Source organism: Shimia sp. R10_1 (assembly GCF_017744095.1).
Taxonomy (GTDB): Bacteria; Pseudomonadota; Alphaproteobacteria; order Rhodobacterales; family Rhodobacteraceae; genus Shimia.
This window is the reverse complement of the sequence record NZ_JAGHQX010000001.1, coordinates 1-15,138: the sequence shown is the minus strand read 5'-3', so window position 1 is coordinate 15,138 and position 15,138 is coordinate 1. Positions and strand designations below refer to the sequence as shown.

5 protein-coding genes and 1 pseudogene are annotated in these 15,138 nt (G+C 57.1%); 1 reads left to right on the top strand and 5 read right to left on the bottom strand.

The features are described from left to right. The 5 genes and pseudogenes from J7413_RS00030 to J7413_RS00010 form a co-directional block, all read right to left on the bottom strand. Window positions 1-8,721 (bottom strand): VCBS domain-containing protein, encoded by an 8,721-nt coding sequence (locus J7413_RS00030; protein WP_209095259.1) that lies wholly within the window; start codon window positions 8,719-8,721, stop codon window positions 1-3. A gap of 23 nt (window positions 8,722-8,744) precedes the next feature. Further along, the gene (locus J7413_RS00025) at window positions 8,745-10,046 is read right to left on the bottom strand and encodes an HlyD family type I secretion periplasmic adaptor subunit (RefSeq protein ID WP_209095258.1); all 1,302 of its coding nucleotides are present in this window, start codon (window positions 10,044-10,046) and stop codon (window positions 8,745-8,747) included. Beyond that, on the bottom strand, window positions 10,043-12,004 hold the full coding sequence (locus tag J7413_RS00020) for an ATP-binding cassette domain-containing protein (protein ID WP_209095257.1): 1,962 nt from the start codon (window positions 12,002-12,004) through the stop codon (window positions 10,043-10,045). The genes J7413_RS00025 and J7413_RS00020 overlap by 4 nt, the downstream gene beginning before the upstream one ends. Continuing rightward, window positions 12,001-13,479, bottom strand: coding sequence for a hypothetical protein (locus J7413_RS00015; RefSeq protein ID WP_209095251.1), 1,479 nt, complete (start codon window positions 13,477-13,479; stop codon window positions 12,001-12,003). Before J7413_RS00015 ends, J7413_RS00020 begins: the two co-directional genes overlap by 4 nt. Window positions 13,480-13,661: 182 nt before the next feature. Further along, window positions 13,662-14,835 (bottom strand): annotated as a pseudogene (locus tag J7413_RS00010) (IS3 family transposase). A 134-nt stretch (window positions 14,836-14,969) separates the two neighbouring features. On the opposite strand from J7413_RS00010, the gene J7413_RS00005 reads away from it, so the two are divergent. After that, on the top strand, window positions 14,970-15,138 hold a 169-nt coding region (locus J7413_RS00005; protein WP_209096696.1), incomplete at its 3' end, for a transposase.

Sequence of the window (15,138 nt, the reverse complement as noted above, 5' to 3'; positions counted from 1 at the left end):
TCATCCGTTTTGTGTGTCGTCTGGGTCAGCGCCTGTGTCGGCTTCTGTATCGAAAACATCCGGCATATCCTGAAGTGGATCCGTCTCCTCGTGTCCAAGCCCATCATCCAGCTGATCAACGGCGCCCGCCTCCAAAACGTCCGGGTCCACGGCGGTCAGTTCAGGCGTTGGCAAAGTGGTGCCATCAATCCCAACAGCCTCCAGATACGGATCAGACCCAAGATTTTCTGGATGATCAGGTCCAGAGGGCGCGTTTTGTAGGCCAACGGAGGCGAGATATGGATCTACTGCATCGGGCAAGGACACGTCCGACTGATCCTGCGCAGCGGCAAACGTATCCTGGTCGTCTTCGAAAACGACAAAAACACTCTCCATGACTGGTGACATGGGTTCATCGTGCGACACCATTGGGCTGTCTACGTGATCCACGTGGCCATTGGGATGTTGCGTGGAAACCGTTTGAATACCCACCGCGGCGTTTTGCGTTGTCACTTCGGTTTGAAAACTGGGCTGTTGGCTGAGGTGATGATCCGAAATCAGGGTGACATCGGGATGGGCGGGATCAATTGTGTAGCTGCCATCACGGTTTTGCGGCACCGCTTGCCCTAGGTGATCCTGCAAACTGAGGCCCGCAGCAAGATGGCTGATCCGAATGCCAACAACGCTGCCGCCGGCACCATGGTTCGTTATCCGCACATCGAGATCGTAGGCGTAGTGCGGCGGAGGGGCGGCTTGGAAATATCTGCTATCAAAGCCGTGCGGCGGCCCGCCTCTCACCCAGACGCCATCATTGGTCATGATGTTCTCGACATCCTTGATTTCTGGGATGTGACGCCATGAATGAGGCCCATGCCGGGAACTGTCATAGCTGCCCAGAACAAGCGTATCGGTGTTTTCCTTGCCCTCGATTTTTTCGTGCGTGGTTCCGCGCAGATAGAAGAAGTCGCTCCCCTTCTCCATGTTGATTTCTTCCCCGCCCATATTTGCGAAGATAAAAACCCTGTCGTTATGTTCAGACCCTTTCACTTCGTCATGCACATGGGAAACCACCCGACCGCCGTGGTCGTGCTGTAATTGGTGCATCATCTGATCAAGGTGGGCGTTGTAGCCCCCAGACGCATGCCCACCACCGGCTGTCTGGGATCCACTTCCGGAAATCTGTGTTTCGTGGCGCACATCAACACTGACAGCCAGATCTGGCGGCGTGTAGGTTTGAACCACATCTATCTGGGCTGACGCCTGCGTCGTTGCCGTGCCATCCGTGACCCCGATGGAAACGGGAATGTCAGCACGATGAACGCCCGAAGCCGGGTGAAAGGTCCAGGTATCGGCGCTGGTGTCGTGCGTGAAGGTGCCAAATTGTCGATCAATCCGCACGGATGAAACCGACAAACTGTCGTGATCCACATCCTGAGCCTGCACGAGCGACAGAAGCTGCGCGGACGTGAAGGTCTTTTCTTGGCCCGAATCCGTCTGGCCCAGATCGCCCGCAGAAACTGTGGGGGCATCGTTCACCGGTGTGATGTTGATATGCGCCCGCGCCGGGTTTGACTCCGTATGACCATCATGGGTTGTAAACCTGAAAAAGGTATCCGTGCGATGCACATCCGTTGCAGGTTGGAAAACCAGATGCCCAGCCTTCAGATCAGCGGCACTGACTTGTGTATGCGCCGCAACCTGCACCCCGTTGAGCTTCAACACGCCCTGCGATGCGTAGGGAACATCGAGTATGGTGAGGTGATCCAAAGCGTCGCCATCGGGGTCGCTATAGTGCAGATCCGAAAGGCGGATCGTGATTGGCGTGTCTTCCGGGGTGCTCAGTTGTGGCACGCTGACTGTCAATCGGGGCGCATCATTTGTGCCTGTCACCGCCCAGTGGAACGTGAAGCTGTCGGTTAAGCCGCCACGATCTGTTATGGTCACAGGCACATCGATGGTCCGTACTTCACCGGCCTTCAGCCCCTGATAATCGGCCACGCTGGCATCAAATGTATAGCTGCCGTCCGTGTTCAGAACAAATCCCGGCACAGTCGCTGTTGTCGTAAACTGGTGCGTATCACCAGCGTCAACGTCCAGAACTGACAAATGGCCGCTCTGGAGTGCTCCTTCGGTGACGGCGCCTTGCTGAGAAACCGCGATAGGAGCGTCATTCGTCCCATGGATAGAGAGCGTCACGGTATGATGCGTGCCGTCCTTTGACGTCACGGTGAACGTGTCAGTCAACGGCGCCGATCTCTGCGTCAGTTGCTGAATGGCCGTCTGCGTATTGTCAGCGGTATATGTCCAATGCCCCTGCGCATCGAGCACCAAGCTGCCATAACGGCCCGCTCCGGCTGCGGCTGACAGCGGAATGAACTCCGCTTCTCCCGGATCTGGATCCGTAATTGTCAGGGTGCCAGAAGTGGAAATGGCGGCCAGCGTTGTGTGATGCCCAGGACCGACATCTTCGGTAACACTGCCAGTATCAACGCCCGCAATCCGTGCTGAACCATTGGTGCCGGTGACCGTTATGACAAGATTGCGGGTGTCCGTCGCACCCGCTTTGTCGGTCACGGTAACGGCAATGGTTACATCGCGTGTTTGGCCGTTTGGAATGGTCTGATAGGCCACATTTGTGGGATCGAAACGCCACGACCCATCTCCACTTATCGAGAATCCGTCCACAGGCTGAGTGATCGAGAAATGGAGCGTGTCGCCGGTATCCACATCCGTCGCTGACATCTGACCTGTAACGCGTTGCCCCCCCTCTGTCGCGGAGGCTGTCGAAGCACTCAGTACCGGGGCATCATTGGTGCCGCGCGCAAAAATCTCGATGTGTTGGGTTGCCTTCGAGCCGTCGCTGGACACGGCTTCGACATCAAAACCCATTGCATGCCGCTGACCTGCTCGCATGCTTTGCACGGCACTATTGTTCAGAGCGAAAGCCCAATGCCCGGATGCGTCCACCGTAAAGGTGCCATAGGTATTGGTTGTGGTTTGCGGTGTGAACGACACGCTGTCATGCACGTCAATGTCATGCGCTTGCAGTTGTCCACTCACCTGCGCCTTTTTGTCCTCAACGACTTCGCCCAACCAACCAGCGCTCGAGGGTAGCGTAGCGATGGCAACCCCATCTTCGTGGCCTTGAATCGTCACCGAGATCGGAACCCGCGTCCCATCTTGGGTCACAAGAACGGCCGTTTCCCCCAAGTTTTCGCCCGCTTTCAAACCCTGGATGGTCGGGTTCCCATTGTCGGCGAAATACATCCACTTGTCATGTCCATCTGTGCCATGCGTGGTGTGGAATGCGCCATATGTGCCCTGGATGGTAGAGGCAAAATTCGCTGGCAACTGGTGCAACACGCCACCAACTTCGATGGCGACCACTTGACCCTCACCCGTATCGGGATCTGTGACATCCACATTGTGCCATGGGGTTTCAAGCTTGCCAGACAAACTGATCTTGTCTTCTGTCACACGGCCAGACGTTGCTCCCGCATAAACGGCTCCGTCATTGGTGCCTGTCACGGTGATAATGAGGTTTTGTGTGTCGGTGGCGGTGCCGTCAGTGACGGTGACCGGAATTGTGACCTGTTCGGTCGCGCCAGCCGCAAGATGCTGGTAGGCCGCGTCTGTCGGGTCGAAGTGCCACGAACCATCTGCGTTCAGAGTGAACCCCGCTGGTGCCGCCTGGCCGAGTGAATAGGCCAACGTGTCGCCACTATCCACATCCGTCGCCGACATTTGCCCCGTGACCGAGGATCCATCCTCCGTCGCAGAGGCCGTCGCGGCGCTTAGGACAGGCGCATCGTTGGTGCCGTGGATCGTGATCTGGACCTCGTGCGTGGTGCCGTCAAGGCTTCGGATCGTCGTTGTGTCGGTTGCGGTCTGACCCGCACCAAGCTGCTGGATGACCTGCAAACGATTGTCGATATAATAGATAAAATTACCATCTCTCTGCAGCAGAATATGACCGCCAAGGCGCGAGTTATATCCGATCCCTTGATAGGTCTGCGAACCAATATTGGGATCAAACGAGGCTTCGCCGGGATCGGGATCCGTGATCTCCAGCTTGCCATAGACCTGCAGTTCGTAATGGGTGTTGATGTAGCCGCGATCCTCCGTCACCGAAGGTATTTTAACGTCGGTGATGATCGCGGGATCTCCGACACCCGCGAGGGTCAGGCTTGCGGTTTGCGCCACCGACCCGCCTTGGCCATCAGTGACGGTGTAACTCAGGCTAACTGGGCCGTTGTAATTGGCATCTGGTATGAAGGTGAAACCGTTGGCCGCATCCGCGGCAATTGTGCCGTGGCTCGCACTGAGACCTGTGATGGTGAGCTGATCCCCTGTGTCCACGTCTGTCGCATGCGCCAAAAGCTGCGCCGCCGTGATCTGAACCGCCTTGTCCTCCGTATCGCCCGGAAGCGTGACAGGGCCACTGACAGCTGGCCCGTCATTGGTGCCTGTGACGGTGATCGTCAGGCTTTTTGTGTCCATCGTAGTGCCATCGGTGACCGTGACCGGGATGGTGATCTGTTCGGTCGCGCCTGCCGCCAGATGTTGAAAGGCCGCGTCGGTAGGATCAAAGCTCCAACTGCCATCTGCGTTGAGCGTAAAGCCCGCAGGGGCTGCCTGTCCCAGAGAATAGGTCAGCGTGTCGCCGCTATCCACATCTGTGGCCGACATCTGCCCCGCCACCGCAGCCCCATCCTCTGTCGCAGAGGCCGTCGCTGCACTCAGAACAGGCGCATCATTGGTGCCACGGATTGTGATCTGGATCTGATGCGTGGTGCCGTCAGCAGAGCGCACACGATAGGTTGCGTGCCCCTCTTGACCTGCGGCCAGATGCTGGACCGCTGCATTGCTGTTGTCTGTGACGTAACTCCAGCTGCCACTGGAATCGATATGAAGGTTGCCGCCAAATGGATCGGAGATCGCATGTTCTCCGAACTGGCTGTACTGGAAGTGCTCTTGGGATGGGCCGTCGGGATCGCTCACTGTCAGCAAACCACTGATCACAATGCGCCCTTTGACATGATCCTCTGTTGCTGAACCCCTGTCTGTACCACCGATGATTGCCGCGTCGTTGACGCCAGCAAGCGTGGTCGTGGCACCCGTGTGGGTGACGCCGCCATGGGCATCTTTGACATCGTAGGTGAAGTGAACCGCACCGTTGTAGTCTCGCGCAGGCGTAAACGTGTAGGTGCTGTCGCCATTGTCCCGGATGGAGCCGTGATCAGCCCGCAGTCCTGCAATGGACAGCTTGCCTGTATCGTTGGCATCTACCTCGACCGTGTTGGCCAACAGCTGCGCCTTGGTCAGGGTTTGCGCTGTGTCCTCGGTACCGGGCGCAAGCGTGACCTTGGACGCGCAATAAGGGGCATCGTTGCTGCCGTGGATCGTGATCGTGATGTCATGCGCCGTGCCATCCTTGGAATAGACGGTGATTGTGTCGGTGAGCGTCTGTCCTTCGCCCAGCTGGTCAATCGCAGTGCCGCGGGTGGTTGGGCGACCATCAAAAAAGCGCGCATTGCCTGCGTCAGCGGAATAGAACCATTCACCATTCGCGCGCAAATGCAAATCGCCGTATGTGCCGTGATAGGTAAAGCCAAGCCCACGGGTGTCAAACACGGCTTCGCCCTGGTCCGGGTCAAAGATTGTGAGTTTCCCGCTGGCATTCAAAGTCTCCGTACCGATCACACCGATACCGGGTTGGTGTTGATCCGGGGATTTATCAACGCCGGCCTTGTCCTCAGTGACATCACCTGTATCCACACCACCGATCACGGCAGCGTCCCCAACAGCAGTCAAGTTGAGCGAGGCGGTCTGCGCCACAGAACCACCATGTCCGTCGGTGACGGTGTAACTCAGACTAACTGGACCGTTGTAGTTGGCGTCGGGCGTGAAGGTGAAACCGTTGGCCGCATCCCCGGCAATTGTGCCGTGGCTGGCTGTCAGGCCGGTCACTGAGAGATTGTCGCCTGTGTCGACATCCGTCGCATGTTCCAGCAACTGTGCTGCCGAGATCAGAACCGTCTTGTCTTCTGTGCTCCCCGGAAGCGTGACAGGGCCAGTGACAGCTGGCCCGTCATTGGTGCCTGTGACGGTGATCGTCAGGCTTTTTGTGTCCGTCGCGGTGCCATCGGTGACGGTGACCGGGATGATGATCTGTTCGGTCGCGCCTGCCGCCAGGTGTTGATAGGCCGCGTCAGTCGGGTCAAAGTGCCATGCCCCATTACGATCCATCACAAAACCAGCCACGGGTTGCGCCATTGAAAAGCGCATGTTGTCCCCAACGTCCACGTCGGTTGCGTTCATCTGTCCGGTGATCGAGTGGCCGTCTTCCGTTGCGCTTGCGCTTGCAGCGGCAAGCACAGGCGCATCATTTGTCCCATGCACGGTGATCTCAACCGCATGGTGGGCAGAGCCGTCTAAGCTATTGACCCAGAACCGGTCGGTCACGGTCTCTCCAGCCTTCAGTCCCTGAACGCTGGGGGCGGTATTGTCCAACTGATAGGTCCAGCTGCCGTCTGCAGAGATGGAGAAGGCACCGAACCCGCCGATCCGAGACTGTGCGACAATTTGGGACTCGCCGGTGTCAGGATCCGTGACACTCAGCGATCCGCTGGCGGTGGCGAATTTATCTTCTGCGACACCGCCCGTGGACACACCGCCAAAGGTTGCAGCATCATTGGTGCCTGTGACAGTGATCACAAGGTTTTGAGTGTCCGTCATGGTGCCATCGGTGACGGTGACCGGGATGATGATCTGCTCGTTCTGTCCCGCCCCAAGATGCTGGTAGGCCGCATCTGTGGGATCAAAATGCCAACTGCCACCTGCGTTGAGCGTAAAGCCCGCAGGGGCCGCTTGACCGAGTGCGTAGGTCAGCCTGTCGCCCGCATCCACATCTGTGGCTGACATTTGCCCCGTCACCGCGGCCCCATCCTCTGTCGCAGAGGCCGTCGCTGCACTCAGAACAGGCGCATCATTGGTGCCACGGATTGTGATCTGGACCTGATGCGTGGTGCCGTCGGCCGATGTCGCAGTGAAAGCGGTCGTGATGCTCTGACCGGCGCCGAGCCGTTGCACCTCCGGCACGCTATTGCCTATGGCGTAGGTCCAAGCGCCAGATGGCCCGATGCCAAAGGTGCCGCCCAGACTGTCCGTTTGTGGCGGGCTGACAAAATGGTCGTCTCCCTTGTCCGGGTCACTGATTGACAAGGTTCCGTTGACCACGAGTTGGCCGCTGCTGACGTTCTGATCTTCGGTGACAGCGCCCCCTCCCGTGCCGGAAATAACTGCACGGTCATCGGTGCCATTGATGGTGACAACGATATCGCGAGTGGTGCCATCAATGGTCGAAACCGTCAGCCTGTCGGTGATCTGCTCGCCTGATTTCAGCCCCTGAACTGCAGGCTGGCTGTTGTCCAGCGTGTAGCTCCAGGTCCCGTCGGGGGCCACAGTGAAGCTGCCATGGGCGCCTTGCACCCCGGTCTGCGGCACAAAACCCGCCTGTCCCGCATCTGGATCGGTCACACCCAGCTTGCCACCCGTGGATTGGGTTTTGTCCTCAGTGACTGCGCCCACTGCCGTGCCGGAAATAACTGCACGATCATCAGTGCCCGCAACAGTGATCGTAATCGGGCGTGAGGTGCCATCGATTGTGCGGACGACAAAAGTTTCTGTGACGCGGTCTTTGGCCACCAGCGCCTGCACTTCGGGTTTGCTGTTGTCGAGGGTGTATTTCCAAGCGCCAGAGCTCTCAATTTCAAGTGTTCCAAGCTTGCCGTGTTCACTTGTCGGCGCAAACGCCGCTTCACCGGGGTCAGGATCTGAAACCGAAAGTTTGCCTGAGACGGTTTGCTGCAGATCCTCTGTTGTCGCGCCCTTGGAGAGACCAGAAACCACCGCTGCATCCGGGGTGTTCACAATGTTAAAGGGCAGCAGTGCGGTTGCAGTTTGTCCATCGGGCTGTGTGACGGTGATGCCTATTGCGCCGCTGCCAAACCAATTGGCCGCTGGAATGAGCTGGATGCCCGTGAGGGGCGTCCCCGCAGGAACAACCCATCCTCCGGTCGGATCAGGGTGCCCCGCCGAAAGCGTGGCCCCCGGTGGCAGTCCATGAAAATGCGTCGTAACGCTGTTTGAGTGGGCCCCGCCATCCACAGCTGACACCATCAGCTTCAGAGGGCGGTCTTCAAAGCCTGTCGCCGTCATGGCTACAACAGCGGGGCCATTGGGATGGCCTGCAAACGCAAGCTGTGTTGGCTGGGCCTGAGCGGGAACCTGCCCGCCGGTTGGCGCGCCCTTCATTTGGGGGGCTATTTCGACAGTGTGGCCGACACTGTCCCCAAGCGAGGACAAGGGGACCCGCAAGGTGCCGAGCTGACCTTCCGCGCCGGGCATATGCTGCGCGCCAGGCAGTGCGTTCAAAAGATCAGAAATCTGCGTGGGTGCCGCCGGAGGCGATACAGCGCGCGCGGCGCCTTGTGTAGGCAAATTTTCCGGATCTTGCCCGGAAAGCTCTTTGATCGCGCTTATAGGGATTTGAAAGCTTCGGCCATCTGTCCGACCGCTTGTCAAAGCTGGATCCGCTTCGCCCCCTTGGCTGGAACGTTCTTTTTCTGGGCCCATGTCTATCGGATCGAACACAACCCATCCAAATCCCTCCTCTGACAGTCCCTCACGGAGTGACGGCTTTGGGGCTTTTGGGTCGTCTTTCGAAGATAAATCGGACATGGAAACCTCGTGAATTCAGCACCTCAACGTTCAGTCAGCGCGAGATCAAGATTGGTAAACACTGGCTTCCAGACATACTGGAACACCGTTTTTGAGCCCGTGACGATATCGGCCTCACCAGTCATCCCGGGTAAAAGCGAGAGCTGGTCTTCTGGAGCGCGAAAGAAGTCTCGTGGCAAAGCGACAAGCACCTCGTAGAAAGCCTGTCCGCGGTCGTCAAAGAGTGTGGTTGGCGACACTTCTTCGACCACCCCAGCCAAAGAACCGTAGCGACTGAAATCGAAACTCTCGATTTTTACGCGCACCTCTTGCCCCACATTCACGAAGGCAACATCGCGCGGTGACAAACGCCCGGAGAAACGCACGCCGCCCTCTGCAGGCACAATGGCCGCAACCATGCCGCCGGCCTCAATCACATCGCCGGAACTTTCGTCAGGAAGCGTTTGAACAAGGCCCGCCAAAGGGGCCGTTACTTCCGCTTCTTCAACACGTGCGCGCAGGGCCTGAGCCTCGGCCACAAGGGCGCGGCGCTCTGCGACCGCATCAACAATGCGATTTCGCGCCGTCGAACTCTGGTCCAAATCAACCCGTTCAATTGAGGACTGCAGTTCAACGATTGCCGCCTCTGTTATGGTTTCTCGCCCCGCCAATCGGGAAAGATCGAACCGGTACTGCGCCTCCCGCTCAATCAACTCAACCATTCGCGCGCGCGCAGACAGACCACGCTCTACCAAATCTTCCTCGATTGTGCGTTCTTCTTGCGCCACAGAAATCTGGCGCTCTAGCTCTGGCCGCTGCTCTCTAATGGCATCCAATTCGGCGCGCTTTGCTTTGATTTGCGCTTCCAGAACGCTGCGCTCAGCCGACAAGAAATTCTCTTGGGTTTGGATGGCGGCCGTCTCAAATGCGACCAATGCGGGATAAGCCTTGGCATAAGCCGAAAAATCAGGCGCTCGCTTTTCCACAAATGACGTCAAACGTTCAACTTCCAAGGAAAGTCCGGCAATACGTGCATCAGTTGCGGAAAGCGCGCTCTGCGCCTCGGTGCGGTTCATTGTGACCAGAACGTCGCCTTTCGCCACCATTTCACCCGCGCGCACCAAAACCTCTTCGACCTGTCCACCATGCCGACTTTCCACACGCTGAACCATCGCAATGGGCTCCACCGCGCCCGGCGCCTTGGCCACTTCGTCAACCTTTGCTGTCACGGACCAGCCAACAACAGCAACCAATCCCACCACCGTCGCCCACGCCGCGCGCGTGATCCATTTGGCGGTGGGGCTTTCATCGATGCGAAAAGGTTCCAAGGCTTTCTTGTCATTCATGGTGTAGTCTCCTCGGCAACATCACTTAGAGGCGCGTCAAGATTTTCCTGCTGTTGGATCGGTCCCGCGTAAACAAGCGTGCCCCGATCCAGAACAATGGCCATGTCAGCCAAAGGCACCAAAGCCGCATCATGGGTGGCGATCACGACAGTCGCCGCGCCGCGCTTGCGCGCCATGAAATCTGCCAGCTGGGCTCTGGCATCTTCCCCAGCAACCGAAAGCGGATCATCCAACAGATAAACAGGAGCTTCTCTGGCGGTCGCGGCCGACCAGGCAGCGTCCTCTGCTGCGACTTGATCCAATATCATGGCGTCTTTAGACGCCGGTGGCACATCTGGGCTTTGTCGCGGATCGGACGGCAAAAATACAAATTGCTCCGACAAACTGTCTGGGTTGAAGTGGGAAATTGAACGACCGCCAAGCATTAAGCGACCGGACTGCGTGGCCAAGGCCCCGGATAACACCCGCAAAAGCGTGGATTTGCCAGCCCCATTAGGGCCTATCACGGCAACCACGATACCAGCTGGAATCTCAAAACTTGCACCGGAGAGGGCTGGATCAGCACCGGCCGCATAGCGCACAAACAGACCTTCCGCTTTGAGATCTACCGGCGCCTCAGGCGCGTTGTCCTGTGCGTGGCTCACGGCATGGATGACTTGCAGATCCAATGTGGATTGCAATTGCCGCCACGCGTCCTTCAGGGCGCGCAATCTGGGAATGGCCAAAAACACCCCCTGTGCCGGACCGGTGATCCTCCAGGTCAGCAGCATCGTTCCAATGAGCGTTCCCGGTGAAATCAGCCCGCGCAAAGCAAGATCCAATCCCACGACGAGTGTGGCAAGCGCCGTCCCAGAGCCAAGCGCCGTGCCCACGCTGTGCACAAGCGCCGGTTTCTGATGCGCAGCATGTGTCACACGCGCAGATGCGCGGCTCAGCTGATCAAAGCGGGCCATCCATTGTTTGGACAACCCGCGGGTTCTGACGCTGTTGGCAAATGGCAAGTCTGACAGCATGGCCTTGTGCCGTTTTGTCAAATCAGCCTGAATCGGATCTGACGTCGCCTGTGTCCACCCCAGCAAAACACCGAGCAACAGAAAGAGAACAAGGTAAATCGCTGGAATGACCGCCAATCCGCCGCCAACAATCACCAAAGCAATGAGGGTCAACAGGATGAACGGCGCATCATAAATGGCCACCGTGTTTTTGCTCGCAAAGAGATCAGCGGTCCGTTCACATTGGCGCAACTTTGCCACTGCGGTTTCCGCATCAAGCTTGTTTTGCATCAGATACGGTTGCCGAAACATCCTGTGCGCCACCGCATTGCTCACAGTTGCGCCAAAACGCGCATGCTCAGACGCCAACATAGACGCACGAATACGCCGCAGAACCAGCAAGATGCCCAAAACCAATACGGCCCCCGTGAGCAACGCCGGCAGGCTTGAAACTGCTGCGCCGCCCAGAACGCGATCATATACGGCCATCGTGAAGAACGGCACCGTAAGGGCGCACAGATTTATGGCAAGTGACTGCCATATGCCGTGCTGGACGACCCGCCGTGCCCGCGCAGCCAAAGAAAGATAGGTTATCGCAGCAGCATTTTTGGCGGTTACAGCCTCAATGTGCAAAACGCGTTCATTCGGTTTGAGAACGTACTGCTCTGCCTCCCCTACAGTCGACACGCTCTCCAAAACTCCATCCGTGCGCACTTGGGCGTAGAGCTCCCCATCACGCACACACACCAACGCCCCATCACGGCAATCGCGCCAACCTGCAGGCAATTTTTGCACAACGCGCGCTGACAGACCCAAAAGCGACACAACCTCCGCCAGATCATCCAGGTCTTCGCTGATACGGTAGCCGTGGCAGGCACTTTGCGCCACCGGCTTTGAAATTGCGCGACCCAGGCCAGCAAGCAACGCCACGAGAAAGTCATATGCTTTTTCAGGTGTATCACTCATTTGCCGGCCTCGTTTTGCAAAGCGATTGCAGGGGCGCAAATACGTTTTGTGACAATCTCGGAAAGGGCTGCCTCTGTTGTGGTCATCACCACAGTAATGTCCTGCGCATGTTCGTTCAGGACCGATGCAAGCCGCTTGCGGCCATCCAAATCCAGCCCCGCAGCGGGGCGCTCCAGCAACAGCAACCGAGGGCGCGCCACAAGCGCTTGAACAATCATCGCACGTTTTACCGCGCCATGAGACAATCCGCCGTTTTCCGTGCGGCTGACATTCGTTTCATAGCCTTGTGCCAAACGTCCGATCATCACATCCAAGCCAAGCGCAATCGACAGAGCCAACGCGTCTTGCGCACGCTCCTTTTCAAAGCCCGACAGATTTTCGAGCAATGTCCCACGCACAAATTCTGGCCGCGCTGGAACCAGCACAGCATCCGTCCTGTGTGCGCCAGTTCCCCACAAAGCCGTAACCAAAGACTGCAGAACCCTTGCTTCCTGCTTGGTTTCGTCGCCTTTGATCAAGATCACGTCACCTGTGCTGATCTCCTCCTCAGAAAAAACGCGCGACAGCACTTGCATGCAATCGGTGGGTGGAGCTTCGCTTGCATCCGCTTTTTCAAGGCTGCGCATCAATCGGTTGGCTGTCTGCGTGTCGGCGCGGCGCGTCATTGCCAAAACCGCCCCAATTCCCTGACTGGCGGCGCGGCTTCCAAGAAGCGTACAAGCCGCCAGGCCGCCTGTGGTCATATGCCCATTCAGCACAACAGCGGCGCCAAAGCCCACAATCAAAACCGTTGTTGCCAGACCGGCAACTTGCATCAGATCAAGCTGACGCGCGGACGCCGCTTCCACCCCCAAAAGAGCTTGAGCGCGGCGCCTCAAAAGCGTGCTCATCTGTGCCATTTGACCAGCAATAGAACGCAAATCCCCCCCCGTGCTGTTGGCGATCTGCGTTACGATCCGTTTCATTTCCCTGTTGTCGCGCTCAAACAGCTGGCGTGCTGCCGACCCTTGAGCGTGCGTGAAAAGAACAACTCCAGCAGCCAGAAAAATGATGCCCAGTGGAACAAGCACAACTTGCCCACCGAGAAACCAAATCAGCCCTATGAAAACTAGAACAAAGGGCGCATCGTACAATCCGACAGCTGCTTCGCCTGCTTCAAAGTCCCTCGCCTTTGCTGGCCCATCCATGAGGTGCTGCGCGGTTTCAAACTCGACATTTTGGGACATCAACCGATCAGACACTAGCATCCAATTTCGATGATCTGCGGTTGCGCTGATGTGAGAAAACATGCGTGCCCGCGCCGCACGCAATACGCCTCCAAGTAGCAAAGCGATCGCAACAGCCGAGAAAATCACAAAAGCTGAACCAGAATTTTGGTTCGGAAGGATGCGATCATAAACCTGCAAAAGCGCCAAAGGCATGATCAGCGCCAGGATATTTAATGCGGTCGAAAACACAGCCAACTTAAAATACATGCCATCACTCTCAACCATAAGTGTATAAATGGTCAACAGCTCAGAAGGATATCCGCATAGCCTAAGGGCTTTTCTTTCAAAGCACGCGCGGCGCACTTTGGTAATTTTTTCGGTTCTCTGTCAGAGGTGGTCCTACGTTTTGGACCAGTTTGCAGCCAACTTAAGATGGATCAGGGTTGTATTTAGGCTGCCAATTTCACGGGTACAGCTTTGTTTCCATAAGCCTCATTCGGCGTCAATATACCGTGTGTGGAATGAGGCCTCTCTGAGTTGTAGTAGGCCAGCCACGTGCTGATCCCGGCGCGCATTTCTGAACCTGTCTCAAAGGCATTCAGGTAAACGCATTCGTACTTCAACGACCGCCACAGTCTTTCGATCATTCGGTTGTCGCGCCAAGCGCCCTTACCATCCATACTGATCTTGATCTTTGCATCTGTCAGGACGTCGATCCAAGCACCGCTGGTGAACTGGCTACCCTGGTCGCTATTGAAGATTTCCGGCTTGCCGTGTTTGGCGATAGCTTCTTTCAAAGCCTCCACGCAGAAGTCCGCATCCATGCTGTTGGACAGACGCCAGGCCAGGACTTTGCGACTGTACCAATCCATGATCGCCACGAGATACAGGAACCCGCGACGCATTGGGATGTAGGTAATGTCTGCGCACCAGACCTGATTGGGGCGATCAATCACCATGTTGCGCAGCAGGTATGGCCAAATCTTGTGCTGGGGATGCTTCTTGCTGGTGTTTGGCTCCTGATAAATCGGCACCAGCCTCATCAGACGCATCAACCGCCGTACGCGGTGCCGACCACATTGATGCCCATTCCGCTTCATAGAGCGGGCCATCTGGCGCGATCTATACCACGGCGTTTCCAGGAACTGCTTGTCCCCTCTCGGCAGCATTCTTCGAATGCGCCTGCCGGGCAATGGATGATTTCCATGAAACGCAGGTTTTCCGCGCTTTCACCAACCGGCTGATAATAGAGCCGCGACCGAGATAACCGCAACAGTTCGCACTGTTTGCGAAGGCTTAACTTGTGATCCCGGCTCACCATTTTTTGCCTCGCGTCCCGAGAAGTTGATGCGAGGCTTCCGCTAAAAAATCCCGCTCCACCACCAGCTGGCCAATCTTCGAATGTAGCTTGTCGACATCAGCGGCGCTAACCTGTTCTGGAGCCGAACCACGGCGCGTAAAGGCCGTCGCCATGTTCTCTATCGCTGCCCGCTTCCACGTTCCGATCTGCGTCGGATGAACGCCATACTTCTTGGACAGTTCCGCCAGCGTCATCTCCTCGCGGATCGCTTCAAGCGCAACCTTCGCTTTGAACGCAGGAGAATGGTTCTTGCGTTTCTTCATTTTGGATCGTCACTTTCATCATGCGATCCATCTTAGCCGCTGGTCTAAATTTCCGCGACCACCTCTCCAAGTGGACGTGTCGCGGTTTGATGCCGCTCCTTTGATAGCATTTACTGCAACAAAGGAGACGAACTATGGGACTGAAACGGACTGACGAGTTCCGCGCTGATGCTGTACGGATTGCGCTGACCAGCGGGCTGACACGAAAGCAGGTCGCCTCAGATTTGGGCGTGGGGCTATCCACGCTGAACAAGTGGGTGACGGCGCATCGTGACACTGAGTTTGTGCCCAACCAAGATCTCG